Consider the following 19,826-nt stretch of genomic DNA (forward strand, 5'->3'; position numbering starts at 1 on the left):
GTCAATGAATTACCTAGATAGCTTATATTGGATACATGAGCGCACTAAGTTTGGTATTAAACCTGGTGTTAAAAGAATGGAATGGATGCTTAACCACTTAAATAATCCTCAATTAAATATTCGCGGTATTCATGTGGGTGGAACAAATGGTAAAGGTTCTACAGTAGCTTATTTAAGAGCTGCATTAGTTGAGAATGGATATGAAGTTGGAACATTTACTTCTCCTTTTATTGAAACGTTTAATGAACGAATTAGTTTAAATGGTTATCCGATCTCAAATGACGAAATAGTTGAATTAGTAGAGCGAGTTAAACCAGTAAGTGAAGCGTTAGAACAAGAAACCGAACTCGGTTCTGCAACAGAATTTGAAATTATAACAACAATGATGTTTTTATATTTTGGAGATATACATCCTGTAGATTTCGTTATTGTAGAAGCGGGACTAGGAATTAAAAATGACTCAACTAATGTGTTTACTCCTATTCTTTCAATTTTGACAAGTATAGGATTAGATCATACTGATATTTTAGGAAGTACGTATTTAGATATCGCAAAAGATAAAGGTGCTATCATAAAACCTAATGTACCCGTCATCTATGCAGTAAAAAATGAGGAAGCTTTAAAATACATTAGAGATTTAGCGGAAAATCAGAATGCAAAGCCAATTGAACTAGATAGAGAAATTATTATTGTATCTGAAGATGATGAATTTACTTATAGATATAAAGATTATGAGTTAGAAACAATCATCTTAGATATGATAGGTGATCATCAAAAAGAAAATGCTTCATTAGCTATTACAGCTTTAATAGAGTTGAACGAAGAAAATATTATTGAATTAGATTTTAATAAAATGATTGATGCTATTGAAAGTGTTTGTTGGATAGGACGTATTGAGCAAGTTAAAGAAAAGCCTCTTATTATTATTGACGGAGCACATAATAATGAAAGTGTTGAAGCATTAGTTTCAACAATCAAAAATTATTATGATCTTGAGAAAATGGATATTTTATTTTCAGCCATTAAAGGTAAACCTGTAAACGAAATGTTAAGTAAATTACAAAATTTAGCTGGTACCTTTTATTTTACTGAATTTGATTTTCATAAAGCCTTATCTAAACAAGAATTACTTGAGAGTATAGATGCTGATAACATCGAATATATTGATGATTATGTAGATTTTATAAATCATTATGATGGTGAGGGCTTATTGATTACAGGCAGTTTATATTTTATTAGTGAAGTAAAATCGAAAGTTGAATTTAATTCATAATATATAGTATGTTAAATATCTAAATATAGCTATGAAGAAAGTTACAAATTAAACTTCTTCATAGCTTTTTTATTAGTTATATAATTGATAGATTAAGAGTGGACTGATTATTTTTAATAAAGGTTTTATTCATTTTATTGAATTTAAAATGCTTTAAAGAAGATATATTTATTTATTGAAATGAATTTAATCTAATCCTCGTTATTCCATTTACTTAGACCATATTTTAGTTATAATGAATGATATGAGGTGATAAGTATAATAGTATTATTAGCATTTACGTGTAGTGTAATATTTAGTTTTTTATATCAATTTTCAAGTATAGAGAAAGTGAATCTTCAATATTTCAAGCGACGATCCCAATGTGATTATTGTCATACATCATTAAAGTGGTTTGATACTATACCATTATTAAGTTTCATATTCTTAAAAGGACGCTCGAGATGTTGTTCAAATCCTTTAAAGCGCTCCTATATTATAGGTGAAATATTATCGTTTCTTATTGTCCCATATTTAATATTTATCGATATACATATAAATTATTCTCTCTTTATATTAACTTGTTTAATGTTAATAACGATGTCTCTAACCGATATTCAAACATTAACAATCAACAGTAACTTAATCCTCATTTTTTTCATTGTCGGTATATATATTTCTTCATTACATTTGATTTCATTTATATTTATTTTCTTTCTATTACATACATTTTTTCTGTTAAATTCTAAAAGTATAGGGTACGATGATATTTTATTACTTAGTATACTTTCTATATTTTATACTTATGAATTTATGCTTCATCTAATATTATTAACTTGTGCAATTGGTCTTATGTTTTATATCATCATGTTTCGTTTTAAGATACGTAAAATCCCACTTATTCCTTTTATTTCAATCTCATATATTTTATTAATTAATTTTTCCAACAATATTATGTAACTAATAAAGAAAAGGTGATGTTTTTGAAAATTAAAGATATGGCCAAAAGTGAGCTTCCTAAAGAGAGACTCATTCAATATGGTGAAAAAAGCTTGTCTAACAGTGAATTATTAGCAATTTTAATTAACACTGGACGACGAGGGGTTTCAAGTATTGATATTGCGAATGAAATGATTAATAAAGTAAATAATTTAAAAGAATTAAAATTACTTTCAATACATGATTTGTTAAAAATAAAAGGTATAGGATTGCATAAAGCAGTGACATTAAAAGCCGCTTTCGAATTGGGAGAAAGAATAAATAAACGTAATTCGATTGAAAAAGTAAAGATTAAATCTCCTAAAGATGTCGCAGATATGATGATGTCTAAAATGAAAGATTTAACTCAAGAGCATTTAGTTGCTTTATTTTTAAATACTAAAAATATAGTGATTAAAGAAGAAACTATATTTATAGGAACATTAAACTCTTCAGTGATACACCCGAGAGAAGTCTTTAATGCTGCCATTAGAGCTTCATGTAATGCAGTAATTGTGATTCATAATCATCCATCTGGAGATGTGTTAACCATAGTATAATAAATAATAGTAGTTAAAGTAGTTTAAGAGGAGATATTAAAGGGATATTTTACTTTAAATAAAAATTAACAAGGTTTATAATTTGTAGTAGTTAAAGTATTTAAAGAGGTGGGAACATGTGAAGGTTCAAAGGATAGAAGTGGAGAATAAGCCGTATCCATTGTATTTATTACTAGATAAAGAATACCAGCTAATAGAACCAGTAATGAAATTTATTAAATACTTAGATAATACTGGTAAGTCTCCTAATACCATTAAGGCATACTGCTATCATTTAAAGTTGCTGTACGAGTTCATGGAACAGAGAGGTGTTATTCTTAATGATATTAACTTTGAGTTGTTAGCAGACTTCGTAGGTTGGTTGAGATATCCTTCAGCATCAAATGTAATTGATCTTCAGTCAAAAAAAGCCATAAGAGAAGAAACGACAGTGAATACAATTTTAAATGTAGTTATGAGTTTTCTTGATTATTTAAGTAGATTAGGAGAATTTAAATCAATTGATGTATTTAAACAAGCAAAGGGAAGAAATTTCAAAGGATTTTTACATCATGTTAATAAGGGTAGATACCAAAAGAATGTCTTAAAGTTAAGGGTTAAAAAGAAACAGATAAGAACATTGAGATCAAAGGAAGTTAAGCAAATTATTGATGCTTGTCATACGAAAAGAGATAAATTAATTTTAATGCTTATGTATGAGGGTGGTTTAAGAATCGGTGAAGTGTTATCGCTTAGGCTTGAAGATATTGTCACTTGGGACAATCAAATCCATTTAACACCTAGAGATGTTAATGTTAATGAAGCTTATATTAAATTAAGGAAGGAAAGAACAATACATGTGAGTAAAGAACTTATGTCACTTTATACAGATTACTTGATATATGAGTATAGTGAGGAATTGGAGCATGATTATGTTTTTATTTCCTTAAAAGAAGGCTATTTTGGGAAACCACTAAAGTACCAAAGTGTTCTTGATCTAGTTAGAAGAATAGTTAAAAGGACTGGAATAGAATTTACATCACATATGCTTCGCCACACTCACGCAACGCAGCTAATTAGGGAAGGATGGGATGTTGCGTTCGTTCAAAAGAGATTAGGTCACGCACATGTTCAGACAACGTTAAATACCTATGTTCATCTTTCAGATCAGGATATGAAAAATGAGTTTAATAAATACCTCGAGAGAAAGGAGCATAAGAAATGAATGCTTCTAGTAAAAGGAAAATTATTAGTCAGAGTGAGATTAGCAAAAAAATAGCTGTAATGAATGAAGAAATGCAGGGGTTTTGGGCTAATAATAGTTGGGATATAAGAAAATGTCCACATCCTTCTGCCATAGAATTAAGTAAGAATCCTGCTTTAAGGAATCGTTGGGTTCGTTTTGAACGTGTTAAAAATCTGTGGTTAAGAACAGAATTGAAATATTTTTATTTTTACCATTTAAACAATGGAATATGGAATGCAAAAACTGTCTGGATTAGAAAAGGAACAGTAATTAATAAAATGTTAGATTTCTTAGATTTAAAGTATCCTAGCATTACTTCAATTACTGAAGTTCCTATTGAAAAAGCAATGACGGAGTATAGAACTTATTTGACAAAACGGGGTGTTAGAATTACCACTACTAATTATAAGATTACTGCTAATCAAGAAAAAACACCTGTAAAAGCTAATTCCTACTATGTTACTAATCTAAAACAATTTATGGAGTTTTATGAGAACTTTTATTTTGATGGAGAGGAGTGGGATAAAGACGTTTGGGATAGACGTAACTTACCTTTGCCAGATGATAAGGTTAACCCAACACAATATGAATATACAATTAACTTTAAAGGGTTTCGGAATACATATTTTAAACAACTTGTAAAAAGATATTGTAAGTTGAGATTGAACGTGGATAGCTTTTCCTATGTAAGTGATATTGCCCAAAGACTTAAAGAGTTCTTTAATTTTCTGGACATGAAATTTAAACAAGTTCAGAGAGTACACCAATTAACGAGAGTGGAAATTGAAGCATATTTAAGTGAACTAAACATGATGGGAATAAAACCTAGTACAATAACTGGGAGGATCTCTATATTGGAAGGACTATTTAGTACCCTTCTTAGGCTAGAATGGGATGATGTTCCTTCCAAAATATTAATTTATTCTGAGGACTATCCGAAAATACCAAGAGCAAAACCACGCTTTATAGATGAATTCGTCCTAGAGCAATTGAACAGTCATCTTGATAAATTACCCGAATATATAGCTACGATGACTATGATTGTTCAAGAATGTGGAATGAGGATAAGTGAATTGTGCACCTTGAAAAAAGGCTGTCTATTAGAGGACAAAGATGGAGATTTCTTTTTAAAGTATTATCAATGGAAAATGAAAAAGGAGCATATAGTTCCAATATCTAAAGAGGTAGCTTTACTTATTAAAGTTCGGGAAGATAAAGTTTCAGAGGAATTTCCAGATAGTGAATACCTCTTTCCAAGAAAAGATGGATCGCCATTAAAACAAGAAACATTTAGAGGTGAGTTAAATAAATTAGCTTATGAGCAAAATATAGTGGATAAATCAGGTGAGATTTATAGATTCCATGCCCATGCCTTTCGCCATACAGTAGGAACAAGAATGATTAACAACGGGATGCCCCAGCATATTGTGCAGAAATTTTTGGGGCATGAAAGCCCAGAAATGACAAGCAGATACGCTCATATCTTTGATGAAACTCTAAAAAATGAATTTACTAAATTTCAGGAAAAACTGGTTACCAATAATGGAGATGTGCTTGATCTAGATGAAGATAATGAAGTCGATGATGTAGAGCTTCAATGGTTCAAGAAAAATATAAATGCACAAGTGCTTCCAAATGGTTATTGTAGATTGCCAGTAGTAGCAGGTGGTTGTCCACATGCGAATGCATGCTTAGATTGCACTCACTTCTGTACCAGTAAGCAATTCTTACCACAGCACGAAGAACAGTTAGAGCGTACAGAAGAGTTATTAGCCATAGCTAAGGATAAACAATGGCAAAGACAAGTAGAGACTAATAGCCGTGTTAAAGAGCGTTTAGAACAAATCATTGGAAGTTTGACGGGGTAATTATCAATGGATAAACAAGTTAGAAATACAACAGAAATTGTACGTTTGGCGAAGCAGAAATCAAAAAAGACAAGGGAAAAAGTAGACAAAGCGATTTCTAAATTTTCGATTGAAGGTAAAGTTATTAATTTTAATTCAATAGCAAAGGAAGCTAATGTTTCTAAATCATGGCTTTATAAGGAACACGATATTAGGCAAAGAATCGAATCCCTTCGTGAGCGTCAAATAACAGCAAATGTAGTCTCAAAACCCAAGAAAAGTTCTCGTTCGGAGGAAATCCTTATTAAAACCTTAAAAAGAAGAGTAATGGAATTAGAAAAAGAAAATAAAAAATTACAGAACCAAATTCAAAAATTATATGGAGATCTGTATAATAAAGAATAATTATTAATCTGTAGACAAATTGTGAAAGGATGTACTTAAACGCTAACGGTCAGCTTTATTGAACAGTAATTTAAGTATATGTCCAATCTAGGGTAAGTAAATTGAGTATCAATATAAACTTTATATGAACATAATCAACGAGGTGAAATCATGAGCAATTTGATTAACGGAAAAATACCAAATCAAGCGATTCAAACATTAAAAATCGTAAAAGATTTATTTGGAAGTTCAATAGTTGGAGTATATCTATTTGGTTCAGCAGTAAATGGTGGTTTACGCATTAACAGCGATGTAGATGTTCTAGTCGTCGTGAATCATAGTTTACCTCAATTAACTCGAAAAAAACTAACAGAAAGACTAATGACTATATCAGGAAAGATTGGAAATACGGATTCTGTTAGACCACTTGAAGTTACGGTTATAAATAGGAGTGAAGTTGTCCCTTGGCAATATCCTCCAAAAAGAGAATTTATATACGGTGAGTGGCTCAGGGGTGAATTTGAGAATGGACAAATTCAGGAACCAAGCTATGATCCTGATTTGGCTATTGTTTTAGCACAAGCAAGAAAGAATAGTATTTCTCTATTTGGTCCTGATTCTTCAAGTATACTTGTCTCCGTACCTTTGACAGATATTCGAAGAGCAATTAAGGATTCTTTGCCAGAACTAATTGAGGGGATAAAAGGTGATGAGCGTAATGTAATTTTAACCCTAGCTCGAATGTGGCAAACAGTGACTACTGGTGAAATTACCTCGAAAGATGTCGCTGCAGAATGGGCTATACCTCTTTTACCTAAAGAGCATGTAACTTTACTGGATATAGCTAGAAAAGGCTATCGGGGAGAGTGTGATGATAAGTGGGAAGGACTATATTCAAAGGTGAAAGCACTCGTTAAGTATATGAAAAATTCTATAGAAACTTCTCTCAATTAGGCTAATTTTATTGCAATAACAGGTGCTTACTTTTAAAACTACTGATTTATTGATAAATATTGAACAATTTTTGGGAAGAATAAAGCGTCCTCTTGTGAAATTAGAGAACGCTTTATTACTTTAATTTAGTGAAACAATTTGTAACTATTGAAAATAGAAAGAAATTGTTCCTTCGATAGTTTATTAATATTAGTGACATTTGCATGCTTCAAAGCCTGTCGGAATTGGTTTTTAGTGAAAAGAACACGATATTCACGGTTTACCCACTTATAAACAAAAGATCGATACTTTTTGTAGTCCTTCTTTGAAATCAATGGTTGATGTCGTTCAAGAACAATCAATACAGAGTCTACACTTGGCTTAGGATGAAAATATAGTGGTGGTACTTTTTTGAGCATTTTTATATCCATCTCCACCATTAATAGTAAACCCAAAGCTCGTTGCAGATTTTGCAATCTTTTCGCAAATCCCTTCTCAACGATAAGATAGCTATATTTAGCCTGACTTTCAAAGGTAATTCTTTTGACAATATCCGTACTGATGTTATAAGGAATATTACCATATATCTTATAGTTTATATGTTTTGGGAAGGAAAATTTTAGAATATCCGTTTGAATCACTTTTATATTCTCAGAGGGGTTTACCGCTTCTTTAGTCACTTGACATAAGCCTCCATCAATTTCTATAGCAGTAACTGATCGACTCATTTTGACTAGCTCTTTGGTAAAATGTCCTTTTCCTGATCCGATTTCTATTACGTTGTCTTGTTTACTGATATTCGTGTGATTCAATATTTCTTTTACATGCTTTTTAGAAGTAATAAAATTTTGCGTGTCTTTAGGGTTTTTCTGGTTCATTATAACCTTCTCCTTACTGGTTATAATGAACTGACATTAAGCGTTCATTATAACCAATTAATTTTGATTTGGTTGATAACGAACTTTATTAATAACAAATATAGAAAAAGTACCCATACTTTTATCTCCTTTCCATTTTTTTCATTATGAATGAGATAAAGTAATTTCTACTACTGCGATACTGGTGCACATAATTGAAACCTCCTTATGTAACTGAATATGATTGTATCATCTTTTCATTTTAGAATAAACCTTTATATGTAATTTTGCACTTGACACTTCAGATGGACGTTTTCTTCAAAATAATATGTTTTGAAACTTGATAAGAGAAGCCACTGTCTTTACTAAAAAGTAAAGGCTGCGATAAAGGACAGTGACTTTAATAAAGTTGCACTGTTGTATTGTCTTTGGATAAAATTGTCTAAAGGGAAGTTTTATCCCCAACGAAAAAACATCTAAAGTGGTAAGTAATGAAAGAATGTCGATAAAGTAGGAATGGGGGATCTTTTTGAATACAATAGAATCACAGTTTGATAAGGTTGCAGAAGATTACGATTTCGTGAATGAGCTTTTGAATGATTATTCATTCTTTGTGTCTAATATGTCTCCAAAGAAAGGCAGAGCATTAGATATCGGATGTGGCTCGGGTTTGTTAGTGGAGAAATTAGCAAGTTATTATGATGAAGTGGTAGGGATTGATATTTCTAATCAAATGCTCGATCTTGCCAAATCTAAACGTCAACTAACAAATACGGTCTATCTGAATATGAATGCAGAACAACTTAATTTTAATGAGAAGTTTGATTTTATTGTAAGCCGAACAACCTTTCATCATTTGGATGATATAGCCAGCGTAATACAGCAAATGAAGGAACTGTTGAATGAGGAAGGAAGAATAGTTATTCTTGATAATGTATCTGAAGTCGAGACACCGCCTACCTATGTTTATAAATTAGGGGCAATCCAAGAGTTTTTACCGCATTGTTTCAAATTTGGAATAAAAAATGCGATTAGAATTTATAATCACAACACATCTAAATCATGGCTTGAGCATTTAGCTTCAGATAAGTACCTATCTGAACAAAATTATTACGATTTATATGAAAAGTTGTTGCCTGGATGCCAATTCCATAAAATGGGTTGGGCAATGGGGGTTGTCTGGACAAAATAACTTAAAGCTGTGGCTTTGAAAAGTTGAATTTGTGATTGTTTTCAGAGCTATCGGGTGCTTTAGTATAAATAACAATGAATAAAAAATCAGCCTGTATCTTATGTTACTATTAAGTAATTTAAGATACAGGTTTTACTATTTTTGAAATAAGTACCTTCCACTTCAAATACATGTATTCAAAGTGAAAGTATTGATTTAAATGATTCTTTTGTAATTTACTCTTGATAAGATGTAACGCCTTCAAAAGAAGATATTGCTACTACCATTAGACTTAAAGAATGTGGACAAATTCTTGGCATTGAATTACTTGACCATATTATTATCGGTGATCAAAAATTTACTAGTTTAGTAGAGGAGGGATATTTCGTATAAAAGGTTAAAAAGTATTTATAGTCTCATTGTTAAAATTTTAGTATAATAAACCTTAATTATATATTTAGAGGTGTACGATGACTTTATTTTTAATCATAGGGGTATTAATACCTATTATTTACATAATGAGATTGAATATTAAACAAGAAACAATTCGTTTAAAAGAAACACTTAATACTGTATTATTATCGATTGTTGGTATTACAACTTTTTCTTTTATTGGAGTATTCGTTAACCAAACGCATACTCAATTATATATTTTACTCATTAGTGATATAGTAACTGGAACGATATTTGGGTTACTATTAGCAACAATATATAAAATTTATGAATACTTGTCTCAAAGCAATCGTAAATAAAGCTAGTTAACTTTTCATACAATACAATCATAAACGAATTAATAAAGGGATAGATTGTATCAATTACATTGAAAAGTAACTAGCTTTTTCATTATCTTATATAAGCTGAAAGCACATTAAAATTTTCTAAAATCCAAAGAACACCTTGATAGGCTAAATACAGTCCGAGAATAATAAAAGCAGCAGAGATTAAAAATCTTAAAAGTGCAAATCCTACTTTAAAAAGTATAACTGCAAGCAAGATAAGTAAAATAATTGTAAGAATGTTCATTTCTCACACTCCTCTAAATTTATTTTACGAGTGATATTAATTATTATAATATATTTTAAGAAAATGTTAATCAGTCTAAAGAATTTACTTAATTTACTTCTTTAGACCGATGGATGAAATCTATTTTATATTTATAATAATTTAGGTTTAAAATTGGAGGGATTTAATTGCGAATGGTATTTAGTATTTTTAAAAATATAGTAGCAGTTATTGCAATCCTTAGTATTGTTTATTTTGCATTAAAATATGCCCCATTTTTAAGAGAACAGGACTGGAATCCTATGAATCAACCTCTCAGTAACCAATTCGAGCTTCTACCAAGTAATCAAACATCAACACCAGTGCCCACTAATGGAAAAAGTTATACTATAGAAGAAAACAATTTACTTCAGAATATTCCTGCTAGTCAAACGAAAAATGTATTTAAATTTATAGATAAAAAAGAATTTATGGAAGTTTCAGGTATAGTTAGGATGGGATATAATGAAAATTACATTGTAGGACAAAGAGATAATGAATTTATCATCTATAAATTCGGAAGTGATACGATTAAAGTCTTTAGTACGGAAATTGAAATGGAACAGGAATTAAATCGTCTAGGACAATCAATTACTTTAAAACCTCAGAATGAGTATTAAAAAATATAATTTGAAAAAAATAAATAAATGCGTTAATGTCTAGAATAGATACAATAATCTTTTGAAGGTTGGTGTAATGTATGTCTGAACAATCTAAAGAAAAACAAGCAAATGAACAAGCAAAAGCACAAAATTTATTTTCGAAATGGAGAAAAGATGAAACGCTCTATGAAGAAGATAAAAAAGATAAGTCGAATAAAGAATCGTAAAATTAAATAAGATGACATTTGATAGGAGCAAGTACTAGAATTCAATGAAGATTCTGACTTGTTCCTTTTTTCTTCTTTGAAGATAATATTTAATATTATTCTTTATTTCAATCCTAGAGTAATATAAAATAGAATATAATAGTTTAAAATAAATAGTAGAGGTGTTATGAGTGTTAAATTTTTTTAAAAATAACAAGTTAATTGTTGTTTTTTGTGCAATAATTATTTTTATTGCATTGATTGGTTTGTCCATTCGTTCACAAACTCAATCACCTCCTGAGCAATATGTGGGGGACTCAGTGTCATTTGGTCAGAGAGTAATTAGTTACCCGGTAAACTTTGTGACTGGAGCTATAGGTAACTTCTTTAAATCTAACAAATCAAATCATAATGAAGTTAATCAATTAAAAGCAAAAAACGAAGCATTAGAAGCGGAAAATAAAAACTTAAAAAAAGAACTTGATATGACTGATGCTTCAAAATACGATGCAATTTCAGGTGCCATCATAGCACGTAATCCAGATCAATGGATGAATACAGTGATTATTGATAAAGGTAAAAAAGCTGGTATAAGCAATAATATGGCAGTGTTTACTAGTGATGGTTTAATTGGAAGAGTAACTAGAGTGAATCAATTTTCTTCTCAAGTTGATTTACTTTCTACAAATACAAGAGCTGGAAAACTATCAGTCAATATTCAACATCATTCTAAAAATGTTTTTGGATTAATTGATCACTATGATAATAAAACTCAAGAATTAATTATTAGTAATATCAATAATAAGGATAAAATTTCAAAAGGTGACAAAGTAGTAACAAGTGGATTAGCCGATCAATTGCCAAGTGATTTATACATAGGAGAAGTGACGAAGGTAGAAAATGATGAATATGGTTTAGCAAAAGAAGTGAGAGTGAAAACTGGAGCTAATTTATCAGATATTCAACATGTATACATAGCGAAAAAAAGTAATAATACGGATTTCAATGAAAGAGAGACCCGATAATGAAAGCGTTCGTTTATATAATGATTGGTATCATCGTTTTTTATCTTGATACACTTGTTAGTTTAGTTATTCCCTTTCATATAGGAAACCTAACATTTATCTTAGTTCCTCATTTAACTTTAATGTATTTATTACTTTTATCAATTTATAGACCATTTATGGTCACATTATTACTAAGCATTTTTTTAGGTATTATAACTGATATCTACTTTGGCAGTGTATATGGTTTATATTTGTTTGGTTATATATTCTTAATAACAATATTTAATAAATTCTTGAAGATTTTTTACCGAGACTATATTATGGTATATTGGTTCAGTATCATTGGTGTAATGATTCTTGAAATATTTGTAGCAATTATATATTCTGTCATTAGCTATGTAGAATTTGATTTACTAAATTTTATATTACTACGTATTATCCCAACACTTATATTAAATATTATTTTATTAATTATTTTTATGCCTATATTCTTTAAATTTTTTAAAAAGCCAATATAATAGATTGACATTGAATATAAGTAATGGTAAGATGAAGTAGTTGAGTAGTTTTATAGCTACATACAACCGCTCAAATACAGGTTTAAGCGTTAAAATGTTTTTATTTTATCACCTGTATATGGCGTGACTTATAATTATAGGAGGTGCAAAGTATGTTTGCTATTATCGAAACAGGCGGTAAACAAATTAAAGTAGAAGAAGGTCAAGAGATCTTCGTTGAAAAATTAGATGTTAATGAAGGTGATTCATTTACATTTGATAAAGTATTATTTGTAGGTGGAGATTCAGTTAAAGTTGGTGCTCCAACTGTTGAAGGAGCTACAGTAACTGCTACTGTGAACAAACAAGGTCGCGGTAAAAAAATTACTGTTTTCACTTACAAACGTCGTAAAGATTCAAAACGTAAAAAAGGTCATCGTCAACCTTATACTAAATTAACAATTGATAAAATCAACGCTTAATTATGATTACTGTTGATATTTCAATTAATGATGAAGGTAAAGTAACAGACGTCATTATGGATGGCCATGCTAATCATGGTGATTATGGCTATGATATTGTTTGTGCAGGGGCTTCAGCTGTTCTTTTTGGAAGTGTAAATGCTATTTTAAGTTTAACTTCTGAAAAGCCGGATATCGATTATGATGATGACGGTGGTCATTTTCACATTAGATCAGTAGACACTAACAATGAGCAAGCACAATTAATTCTTCAAGCAATGCTTGTGTCTTTACAAACGATTGAAGATGAATATAATGAAAATATCAGATTAAATTATAAGTGAGGTGTATCCCGATGTTAAAATTAAACTTACAATTCTTCGCATCTAAAAAAGGGGTAAGTTCTACAAAAAACGGTCGTGACTCAGAATCAAAACGTTTAGGTGCTAAACGTGCAGACGGTCAATTCGTAACAGGTGGCTCAATTTTATATCGTCAACGCGGTACTAAAATTTATGCTGGTGAAAATGTAGGTCGTGGTGGCGATGATACATTATTCGCTAAAATCGACGGCGTTGTTCGTTTCGAACGTAAAGGTCGCGACAAAAAACAAGTTTCTGTATATGCAGTAGCTGAATAATTTTTGTCTAATTAACACCAGAAGTGAAGACTTCTGGTGTTTTATTTTTGTTTAAAAATGATTATAATAGAATCTAACGTTTTAGAGTTAATGATATAATATTAGCGATAAATTAATAAAATATATAAAAAGAGGTGAGATATATGTTTGTCGATCAAGTAAAAATATCTCTAAAAGCAGGCGATGGAGGTAATGGTATTACTGCTTATCGTAGAGAAAAATATGTACCATTTGGTGGCCCTGCCGGTGGTGATGGAGGTAAAGGTGCTTCAGTTATTTTTGAAGTTGATGAAGGTTTAAGAACACTTTTAGACTTTAGATTTCAACGTCATTTTAAGGCTAAAAAAGGTGAAAATGGTCAAAGTAGTAATATGCATGGTAAAAATGCGGAAGACTTAGTTTTAAAAGTGCCTCCTGGTACCATTATTAAAAGTGTAGAAACAGAAGAAGTTTTAGCAGATTTAGTTGAAGAAGGTCAACGTGCAGTCATTGCTCGAGGAGGTCGAGGAGGTCGAGGAAATTCACGTTTTGCAACCCCTCGAAATCCAGCTCCAGACTTTAGTGAAAATGGAGAACCTGGAGAAGAGCTAGATGTTACCTTAGAATTAAAGCTACTTGCTGATGTGGGACTCGTTGGATTCCCAAGTGTAGGAAAATCAACATTGTTATCTATTGTATCTAAGGCAAAACCTAAAATTGGTGCTTATCATTTTACAACAATTAAACCAAATTTAGGTGTGGTTTCAACACCTGATCATAGAAGTTTTGTAATGGCAGATTTACCAGGTTTAATTGAAGGAGCTTCAGAAGGAGTCGGTTTAGGTCACCAATTTTTACGTCATGTTGAGAGAACAAAAGTTATTGTTCATATGATAGATATGAGTGGTTCTGAAGGAAGAGATCCACTTGAAGATTATCAAATTATCAATAATGAACTGATAAATTATAAACAAAGATTAGAAGATAGACCTCAAATTATAGTGGCAAATAAAATGGATATACCGGAATCAAAAGATAACCTAGAATTATTTAAAAATGAAATTGATGAAGAGGTAACTATTGTTCCGGTTTCTACAATTACAAGAGATAATATTGATCAATTACTATATACAATTGCTGATAAATTAGAAGAAGTAAAAGATATTGATTTTAGTGTAGAAGAAGACGAAGATGCAGGTGTTAATCGCGTATTATATAAACATACACCATCTCAAGATAAATTTACGATTACAAGAGATGATGATGGTGCCTATGTCGTAAGCGGTAATGCAATCGAACGTATGTTTAAAATGACAGACTTTAATAGTGATCCAGCAGTAAGACGCTTTGCACGTCAAATGCGCTCTATGGGTATTGATGATGCATTAAGAGAACGTGGATGTAGTAATGGTGATATTGTTAGAATACTTGGGGGAGAATTTGAATTCGTCGAATAGGAGGGCTTTTTAGTGGACAGCAAAGATTATAAAAAGTTTTATTTAATACGTGAAGACGTTTTACCAGAATCAGTGGTTAAAACGCTTAAAATTAAAGACGCTTTAAAAAATGATTCCACACTGTCCATTTATGAAGCAGTTAAGCAGTTTAATCTATCAAGAAGTGCTTTTTATAAATATAGAGATACTATTTTTCCTGTAGATGACAAGATTTTTGAACACCGTGAATTCACCTTGATTCTCTATGTTAATGATATAGTAGGAATGCTTGCTCAAGTATTACAAACTATTTCAAAACTAGCGTTATCCGTTTTAACTATTCATCAAAGTGTTCCAATGGAAGAAAAAGCAACGATTACACTCTCTTTGAGTGCAAAAGATCAATCATTATCAATAGAAAAGGTCATGGGCACTTTGAGAAATATTCAACATGTTTATAAAGTTGAATTAATTAGTATGAGTATGTAAGGAAGGTATCTATGTACGCTTATATAAAAGGACATTTATCTCAATTGTATCCAACACATATTGTTGTAGAAACGTCTAGTGGTATCGGTTATGAAATTCAAACTCCAAATTCATATCGATTTCAAAAATATTTAAATCAAGAATGTAAAGTTTTTACTTCACTTATTGTAAGAGAAGACGCACAATTATTATATGGTTTTATTAGCGAAGAAGAAAAAGAGATGTTCTTAAGCTTAATAAAAGTTACAGGTATAGGCCCTAAATCAGCTTTAGCTATTCTAGCAACAAGTACACCTAACGAAGTTAAACGTGCAATTGAAAATGAAAATGATACTTATCTAACTAAATTTCCTGGTATAGGTAAAAAGACTGCACGACAAATTGTATTAGATTTAAAAGGTAAAGTTAAGATTACAGAAGAGACTAGTGAGACCTTATTACAAGTTGAGGGACAAGTTGAAGAAAACGACAATATAATTAAGGAAGCGTTATTAGCGCTTGCAGCTTTAGGATACTCTAAGAGAGAGCTTTCTAAAGTTGAAAAAGTACTTAATAAAACATCCATTCACTCTGTTGATGAAGCAGTTAAGATTGGTTTAAAAACGCTTGTATCTTAATATTATGAACGATAACTGGGGGGATAAATATGGATGATAGAATGGTAGATCAATCATTACACAATGAAGAATCCTCTTTTGAATTCTCACTCAGACCAACTAAATTAAAACAATATATTGGACAATCATCAATAAAGAACAATTTAGAAGTTTTTATAAAAGCGGCTAAACTAAGGGATGAGCCATTAGATCATGTATTACTTTTTGGGCCTCCAGGATTAGGTAAAACAACACTTTCAAATATTATTGCTAATGAAATGGAAGTCAATATAAGAACTGTATCTGGTCCATCATTAGAGCGACCTGGAGATTTAGCGGCAATTTTATCTGGGTTACAACCTGGCGATGTTTTATTTATTGATGAAATTCATCGCTTAAGTAGTGTAGTAGAAGAAGTTTTATACTCTGCTATGGAGGATTTTTTCTTAGATATTATTATCGGTAAAGGTGATGAAGCACGTAGTATACGTATTGATTTACCACCTTTTACTCTAGTAGGTGCGACAACACGTGCTGGAAGTTTAACAGGCCCTTTAAGAGATCGATTTGGTGTCCATTTAAGATTAGAGTACTATTCGGAATCAGATTTAAAAGAAATCATTATTCGAACTGCTGAAGTATTAGGTACAAAAATTGATGATGAAAGTGCAGTTGAGCTTGCTAAGCGTTCAAGAGGAACACCTCGTGTTGCAAATCGACTACTAAAAAGAGTAAGAGATTTTCAACAAGTAAATGAAGATGAACAAATTTATATCGAAACAACAAAGCAAGCTTTAAACTTATTACAAGTGGATGATGAAGGCTTAGATTACATTGATCATAAAATGATGAATTGTATTATTAATCAATATAATGGAGGACCTGTGGGACTGGATACGATAGCAGTGTCAATTGGAGAAGAACGTATTACAATCGAAGATGTCTATGAACCCTTTTTAATACAAAAAGGATTTATAGAACGAACACCAAGAGGTAGAAAAGCAACACCATTTGCCTATGAACATTTCAAAAAAACTAAAGAATGAGGGAATAATATGAACGTTGAGGAGTTTGATTATCATTTACCTGAATCGTTGATTGCTCAGACACCTTTAAAAAATAGAGATCAAAGTAGATTACTTGTGTTAGGTAGAAAGACTGGAAATATTGCACATAAACACTTTACAGATATTATGGATTATTTTGAATCTGGAGATACATTAGTGTTAAATGACACACGTGTTATGCCAGCGCGTTTATTCGGTTTGAAAGAAGAAACAGGTGCAAAGGTAGAAATGTTAATGCTTACTAGGATAGAGGACAATGACTGGGAAGTATTATTAAAACCAGCAAAACGTATTAAAGTAGGTAATACTTTATCATTTGGTAATGGCAAAATCATTGCTGAATGTATAAAAGAATTAGAACAAGGTGGGCGTATTATGCGTCTACATTATGAAGGTATTTTAGAAGAACGCTTAGATGAGTTAGGTGAAATGCCTTTACCACCTTATATTAAAGAACGTTTAGACGATCCGGATAGATATCAAACTGTGTATGCTAAAGAAAATGGTTCCGCTGCAGCGCCTACTGCAGGGTTACATTTTACAGATGAGCTTTTACAGAAAATAAAAGATAAAGGTGTCAATATTGCATTTATTACACTACACGTTGGCCTAGGTACCTTTAGACCAGTAAGTGTGGAGGATATTAATGATCATGAAATGCATAGTGAATACTATCAAATGACTAAAGAAACGGCAGATATTCTGAATAAAACTAAAGAAAATGGGCATAGAATTATTTCCGTAGGTACAACGTCTACTAGAACGTTAGAAACCATTCGTCGTGATCATGAACAATTTGTTGCCACAAGTGGTTGGACAGATATATTTATTTATCCAGGGTTTGAATATAAAGCAATTGATGGGTTAATTACTAATTTTCATTTGCCCAAATCAACATTAGTGATGTTAGTCTCTGCTTTTAGTAGTCGAGAATATATTTTGAATGCTTATAAAGAAGCGGTAACACTTAAATATAGATTCTTTAGTTTTGGAGATGCAATGTTAATAATTTAATGAATGAGAGGTACAGATTATGCCAGCAGTAACTTATGAGCACATTAAAACTTGTAAGCAATCAGGTGCACGTTTAGGGATTATTCATACACCCCACGGCTCATTTGAGACACCCATGTTTATGCCAGTAGGTACGAAAGCAACAGTTAAAACAATGAGTCCAGAAGAGTTAAGACAAATTGAAGCTAAAATTATATTAGGAAATACATATCATTTGTGGTTACAACCTGGAAATGATATTATCAAACAAGCTGGGGGCTTACATAAGTTCATGAATTGGGATGGCCCTATTCTTACAGATTCTGGTGGTTTCCAAGTATTTAGCTTGAGTAATCTTAGAAAAATATCAGAAGAGGGTGTCGAATTTAGACATCATACAAATGGCTCTAAGTTGTTTTTAAGTCCAGAAAAATCAATGCAAATTCAAAATGACTTAGGTTCAGATATTATGATGGCATTTGATGAGTGTCCACCTATGCCTGCCGAATATAAATATGTAAAAGATTCAATTGAACGTACAACGAGATGGGCTAAACGATGTCTTGAAGCACATCAACGTCCAGAAGACCAAGCATTATTTGGTATTATACAAGGTGGAGAGTACAAAGACTTAAGAGAACAAAGTGCTAAAGAACTTGTATCATTGGATTTTCCTGGATATGCTATTGGTGGTTTATCTGTAGGTGAACCAAAACCAGTGATGTACGATATGGTTGACCATACGGTTCAATTTATGCCAGAAGATAAACCAAGATACTTAATGGGAGTAGGATCACCTGATGCCTTAATAGAATGTAGCATTCGCGGTATGGATATGTTTGATTGTGTGTTGCCAACACGCATAGCTAGAAATGGAACATGTATGACATCTCAAGGACGATTGGTTATAAAAAATGCTAAATATGCAGATGATTTTAGTCCTATAGATAAGAATTGTGATTGCTATACTTGTAAGAATTATACACGTGCATATATTAGACACCTAATTAAAGCAGAGGAAACGTTTGGTATCCGTCTTACTACTATTCATAATTTACATTTTCTGCTAAAATTAATGGAAGATATTAGACAGGCCATTCGAGAAGATCGTTTATTAGATTTTAAAGAAGAATTTTTCGAACAATATGGGCTAAATGTAGAGAACCCTAAAAACTTTTAATAAGGAGAACAACATAATGAATGTTTCAGCATTAATCTTGCCTATAATTTTAATTATAGTATTTTATTTCTTTTTAATTAGACCGCAACAAAAACGTGCGAAAGAACATCGTGAAATGATTAGTCGTATCGAAGCAGGTCAAAAAATTACAACTATTGGTGGAATCAAAGGAACAGTTAAAGCTGTGGATGAAACAGCAGTTGTAATCACAGTAAATGGTCATGGTACTGAAATGACATTTGAAAAACCTGCGATTAAACAAGTTGATCCATCATAAATTATAATAAAAAGACATTCCACGACAGTTTGTTGTCGTGGAATGTCTTTTTATTAACTATCTATCTTGATTACACTAATAATGAGGTTATGTTAAGATAGATAAGTCTTGTCACATAGATGTAATCTTTAATTCACTTGCACATGGT

Annotated in this window: 25 protein-coding genes, 2 pseudogenes and 1 other annotated feature; of the genes and pseudogenes, 24 read left to right on the forward strand and 3 right to left on the reverse strand. The window is 31.2% G+C overall.

Translation table 11 applies throughout. From position 1 onward, the window contains the following. Nucleotides 1-4: 4 nt before the first annotated feature. From HMPREF2953_RS05190 to HMPREF2953_RS05215, 7 genes and pseudogenes are all read left to right on the forward strand, one after another. Nucleotides 5-1,273 (forward strand): bifunctional folylpolyglutamate synthase/dihydrofolate synthase, encoded by a 1,269-nt coding sequence (locus tag HMPREF2953_RS05190; protein ID WP_070672150.1) that lies wholly within the window; start codon nucleotides 5-7, stop codon nucleotides 1,271-1,273. A gap of 249 nt (nucleotides 1,274-1,522) precedes the next feature. Continuing rightward, entirely contained in the window at nucleotides 1,523-2,212 is a 690-nt protein-coding gene (locus HMPREF2953_RS11035; RefSeq protein WP_083310588.1) for a prepilin peptidase, read from the forward strand. A 23-nt stretch (nucleotides 2,213-2,235) separates the two neighbouring features. Further along, nucleotides 2,236-2,775: pseudogene (radC, locus tag HMPREF2953_RS05195) on the forward strand (DNA repair protein RadC); the annotation flags it as partial. A 133-nt stretch (nucleotides 2,776-2,908) separates the two neighbouring features. Beyond that, on the forward strand, nucleotides 2,909-3,994 hold the full coding sequence (locus HMPREF2953_RS05200; protein WP_000868132.1) for a tyrosine-type recombinase/integrase: 1,086 nt from the start codon (nucleotides 2,909-2,911) through the stop codon (nucleotides 3,992-3,994). Further along, complete coding sequence (locus HMPREF2953_RS05205) at nucleotides 3,991-5,883, forward strand: site-specific integrase (protein WP_001557544.1); 1,893 nt, start codon at nucleotides 3,991-3,993, stop codon at nucleotides 5,881-5,883. The genes HMPREF2953_RS05200 and HMPREF2953_RS05205 overlap by 4 nt, the downstream gene beginning before the upstream one ends. Before the next feature lie 6 nt (nucleotides 5,884-5,889). Next, nucleotides 5,890-6,267 carry a DUF6262 family protein gene (locus HMPREF2953_RS05210; protein WP_000361059.1) on the forward strand — a complete coding sequence of 126 codons (378 nt, stop codon included), beginning with the start codon at nucleotides 5,890-5,892 and terminating at the stop codon, nucleotides 6,265-6,267. A gap of 150 nt (nucleotides 6,268-6,417) precedes the next feature. Then, nucleotides 6,418-7,200 carry an aminoglycoside nucleotidyltransferase ANT(9)-Ia gene (locus HMPREF2953_RS05215; protein ID WP_000067268.1) on the forward strand — a complete coding sequence of 261 codons (783 nt, stop codon included), beginning with the start codon at nucleotides 6,418-6,420 and terminating at the stop codon, nucleotides 7,198-7,200. 125 nt (nucleotides 7,201-7,325) lie between these two features. On the opposite strand, the gene erm(A) is transcribed toward HMPREF2953_RS05215, so the two are convergent. Both erm(A) and HMPREF2953_RS11800 read right to left on the reverse strand, forming a co-directional pair. Then, a complete protein-coding gene (gene erm(A), locus HMPREF2953_RS05220) occupies nucleotides 7,326-8,057 on the reverse strand; it encodes a 23S rRNA (adenine(2058)-N(6))-methyltransferase Erm(A) (protein ID WP_001072201.1) in 732 nt (243 codons plus the stop codon). A 57-nt stretch (nucleotides 8,058-8,114) separates the two neighbouring features. Continuing rightward, a complete protein-coding gene (locus tag HMPREF2953_RS11800; protein WP_010959190.1) occupies nucleotides 8,115-8,174 on the reverse strand; it encodes an erythromycin resistance leader peptide in 60 nt (19 codons plus the stop codon). Between the two features lie 391 nt (nucleotides 8,175-8,565). Here HMPREF2953_RS11800 and HMPREF2953_RS05225 point away from each other — a divergent pair, with 391 nt between their 5' ends. The 3 genes and pseudogenes from HMPREF2953_RS05225 to HMPREF2953_RS05230 all read left to right on the forward strand — a co-directional run bounded on the left by HMPREF2953_RS05225 (nucleotide 8,566) and on the right by HMPREF2953_RS05230 (nucleotide 9,959). Continuing rightward, a complete protein-coding gene (locus tag HMPREF2953_RS05225; RefSeq protein ID WP_001092058.1) occupies nucleotides 8,566-9,228 on the forward strand; it encodes a class I SAM-dependent methyltransferase in 663 nt (220 codons plus the stop codon). A gap of 228 nt (nucleotides 9,229-9,456) precedes the next feature. Next, nucleotides 9,457-9,600: pseudogene (locus HMPREF2953_RS11045) on the forward strand (JAB domain-containing protein); the annotation flags it as partial. 77 nt (nucleotides 9,601-9,677) lie between these two features. Further along, nucleotides 9,678-9,959, forward strand: coding sequence for a hypothetical protein (locus HMPREF2953_RS05230; RefSeq protein ID WP_002455240.1), 282 nt, complete (start codon nucleotides 9,678-9,680; stop codon nucleotides 9,957-9,959). Between the two features lie 91 nt (nucleotides 9,960-10,050). On the opposite strand, the gene HMPREF2953_RS05235 is transcribed toward HMPREF2953_RS05230, so the two are convergent. Next, nucleotides 10,051-10,230, reverse strand: coding sequence for a hypothetical protein (locus tag HMPREF2953_RS05235; RefSeq protein WP_002455241.1), 180 nt, complete (start codon nucleotides 10,228-10,230; stop codon nucleotides 10,051-10,053). 167 nt (nucleotides 10,231-10,397) lie between these two features. Between HMPREF2953_RS05235 and HMPREF2953_RS05240 the strand changes: the two genes are divergently transcribed. The 14 genes from HMPREF2953_RS05240 (at nucleotide 10,398) to yajC (ending at nucleotide 19,678) form a co-directional block, all read left to right on the forward strand. Then, nucleotides 10,398-10,868 carry a DUF4930 family protein gene (locus HMPREF2953_RS05240; RefSeq protein ID WP_002448941.1) on the forward strand — a complete coding sequence of 157 codons (471 nt, stop codon included), beginning with the start codon at nucleotides 10,398-10,400 and terminating at the stop codon, nucleotides 10,866-10,868. Between the two features lie 80 nt (nucleotides 10,869-10,948). Beyond that, the gene (locus HMPREF2953_RS11650) at nucleotides 10,949-11,077 is read left to right on the forward strand and encodes a hypothetical protein (RefSeq protein ID WP_049335993.1); all 129 of its coding nucleotides are present in this window, start codon (nucleotides 10,949-10,951) and stop codon (nucleotides 11,075-11,077) included. Nucleotides 11,078-11,247: 170 nt separating this feature from the next. Further along, the gene (gene mreC, locus HMPREF2953_RS05245) at nucleotides 11,248-12,081 is read left to right on the forward strand and encodes a rod shape-determining protein MreC (protein WP_070672155.1); all 834 of its coding nucleotides are present in this window, start codon (nucleotides 11,248-11,250) and stop codon (nucleotides 12,079-12,081) included. Continuing rightward, entirely contained in the window at nucleotides 12,081-12,581 is a 501-nt protein-coding gene (gene mreD / locus HMPREF2953_RS05250; RefSeq protein ID WP_049335997.1) for a rod shape-determining protein MreD, read from the forward strand. The genes mreC and mreD overlap by 1 nt, the downstream gene beginning before the upstream one ends. A gap of 54 nt (nucleotides 12,582-12,635) precedes the next feature. Further along, nucleotides 12,636-12,720 (forward strand) — a sequence feature (ribosomal protein L21 leader region). 13 nt (nucleotides 12,721-12,733) lie between these two features. After that, complete coding sequence (gene rplU, locus HMPREF2953_RS05255) at nucleotides 12,734-13,042, forward strand: 50S ribosomal protein L21 (RefSeq protein ID WP_002448968.1); 309 nt, start codon at nucleotides 12,734-12,736, stop codon at nucleotides 13,040-13,042. A gap of 2 nt (nucleotides 13,043-13,044) precedes the next feature. Next, nucleotides 13,045-13,365 carry a ribosomal-processing cysteine protease Prp gene (locus HMPREF2953_RS05260; protein WP_002448953.1) on the forward strand — a complete coding sequence of 107 codons (321 nt, stop codon included), beginning with the start codon at nucleotides 13,045-13,047 and terminating at the stop codon, nucleotides 13,363-13,365. Nucleotides 13,366-13,376: 11 nt separating this feature from the next. After that, nucleotides 13,377-13,661, forward strand: a complete 285-nt coding sequence (gene rpmA, locus HMPREF2953_RS05265; RefSeq protein WP_002449010.1) for a 50S ribosomal protein L27 — start codon at nucleotides 13,377-13,379, stop codon at nucleotides 13,659-13,661. A gap of 143 nt (nucleotides 13,662-13,804) precedes the next feature. Beyond that, the gene (gene obgE, locus HMPREF2953_RS05270; protein ID WP_049336000.1) at nucleotides 13,805-15,097 is read left to right on the forward strand and encodes a GTPase ObgE; all 1,293 of its coding nucleotides are present in this window, start codon (nucleotides 13,805-13,807) and stop codon (nucleotides 15,095-15,097) included. 12 nt (nucleotides 15,098-15,109) lie between these two features. Continuing rightward, nucleotides 15,110-15,565: an ACT domain-containing protein gene (locus tag HMPREF2953_RS05275; protein WP_049336002.1), complete on the forward strand. Its 456-nt coding sequence runs from the start codon at nucleotides 15,110-15,112 to the stop codon at nucleotides 15,563-15,565. Nucleotides 15,566-15,576: 11 nt separating this feature from the next. Further along, nucleotides 15,577-16,182: a Holliday junction branch migration protein RuvA gene (gene ruvA / locus HMPREF2953_RS05280; RefSeq protein WP_049336004.1), complete on the forward strand. Its 606-nt coding sequence runs from the start codon at nucleotides 15,577-15,579 to the stop codon at nucleotides 16,180-16,182. 29 nt (nucleotides 16,183-16,211) lie between these two features. Then, nucleotides 16,212-17,207, forward strand: a complete 996-nt coding sequence (ruvB, locus tag HMPREF2953_RS05285; RefSeq protein WP_049336006.1) for a Holliday junction branch migration DNA helicase RuvB — start codon at nucleotides 16,212-16,214, stop codon at nucleotides 17,205-17,207. Nucleotides 17,208-17,216: 9 nt separating this feature from the next. Next, nucleotides 17,217-18,242 (forward strand): tRNA preQ1(34) S-adenosylmethionine ribosyltransferase-isomerase QueA, encoded by a 1,026-nt coding sequence (gene queA, locus HMPREF2953_RS05290; RefSeq protein WP_049336008.1) that lies wholly within the window; start codon nucleotides 17,217-17,219, stop codon nucleotides 18,240-18,242. Nucleotides 18,243-18,261: 19 nt separating this feature from the next. Next, complete coding sequence (gene tgt / locus HMPREF2953_RS05295; protein WP_049336010.1) at nucleotides 18,262-19,401, forward strand: tRNA guanosine(34) transglycosylase Tgt; 1,140 nt, start codon at nucleotides 18,262-18,264, stop codon at nucleotides 19,399-19,401. 16 nt (nucleotides 19,402-19,417) lie between these two features. Beyond that, nucleotides 19,418-19,678, forward strand: a complete 261-nt coding sequence (yajC, locus tag HMPREF2953_RS05300) for a preprotein translocase subunit YajC (RefSeq protein WP_002448938.1) — start codon at nucleotides 19,418-19,420, stop codon at nucleotides 19,676-19,678. Nucleotides 19,679-19,826: the final 148 nt, after the last annotated feature.

It is taken from the genome of Staphylococcus sp. HMSC072E01, assembly GCF_001814125.1.
GTDB classification, from domain to species: Bacteria; Bacillota; Bacilli; order Staphylococcales; family Staphylococcaceae; genus Staphylococcus; species Staphylococcus hominis.

Excerpts from the sequence above, each read along its gene's own strand:
- HMPREF2953_RS05230 (WP_002455240.1), top strand. The coding sequence starts at position 9,678 with ATGACTTTATTTTTAATCATAGGGGTATTAATACCTATTATTTACATA.
- HMPREF2953_RS05205 (WP_001557544.1), top strand. The coding sequence starts at position 3,991 with ATGAATGCTTCTAGTAAAAGGAAAATTATTAGTCAGAGTGAGATTAGC.
- ruvA (WP_049336004.1), top strand. The coding sequence starts at position 15,577 with ATGTACGCTTATATAAAAGGACATTTATCTCAATTGTATCCAACACAT.
- queA (WP_049336008.1), top strand. The coding sequence starts at position 17,217 with ATGAACGTTGAGGAGTTTGATTATCATTTACCTGAATCGTTGATTGCT.
- HMPREF2953_RS05190 (WP_070672150.1), top strand. The coding sequence starts at position 5 with ATGAATTACCTAGATAGCTTATATTGGATACATGAGCGCACTAAGTTT.
- tgt (WP_049336010.1), top strand. The coding sequence starts at position 18,262 with ATGCCAGCAGTAACTTATGAGCACATTAAAACTTGTAAGCAATCAGGT.
- HMPREF2953_RS11650 (WP_049335993.1), top strand. The coding sequence starts at position 10,949 with ATGTCTGAACAATCTAAAGAAAAACAAGCAAATGAACAAGCAAAAGCA.
- rpmA (WP_002449010.1), top strand. The coding sequence starts at position 13,377 with ATGTTAAAATTAAACTTACAATTCTTCGCATCTAAAAAAGGGGTAAGT.
- yajC (WP_002448938.1), top strand. The coding sequence starts at position 19,418 with ATGAATGTTTCAGCATTAATCTTGCCTATAATTTTAATTATAGTATTT.
- ruvB (WP_049336006.1), top strand. The coding sequence starts at position 16,212 with ATGGATGATAGAATGGTAGATCAATCATTACACAATGAAGAATCCTCT.
- rplU (WP_002448968.1), top strand. The coding sequence starts at position 12,734 with ATGTTTGCTATTATCGAAACAGGCGGTAAACAAATTAAAGTAGAAGAA.
- mreD (WP_049335997.1), top strand. The coding sequence starts at position 12,081 with ATGAAAGCGTTCGTTTATATAATGATTGGTATCATCGTTTTTTATCTT.
- obgE (WP_049336000.1), top strand. The coding sequence starts at position 13,805 with ATGTTTGTCGATCAAGTAAAAATATCTCTAAAAGCAGGCGATGGAGGT.
- HMPREF2953_RS05210 (WP_000361059.1), top strand. The coding sequence starts at position 5,890 with ATGGATAAACAAGTTAGAAATACAACAGAAATTGTACGTTTGGCGAAG.
- HMPREF2953_RS05215 (WP_000067268.1), top strand. The coding sequence starts at position 6,418 with ATGAGCAATTTGATTAACGGAAAAATACCAAATCAAGCGATTCAAACA.
- HMPREF2953_RS05235 (WP_002455241.1), bottom strand. The coding sequence starts at position 10,230 with ATGAACATTCTTACAATTATTTTACTTATCTTGCTTGCAGTTATACTT.
- HMPREF2953_RS05260 (WP_002448953.1), top strand. The coding sequence starts at position 13,045 with ATGATTACTGTTGATATTTCAATTAATGATGAAGGTAAAGTAACAGAC.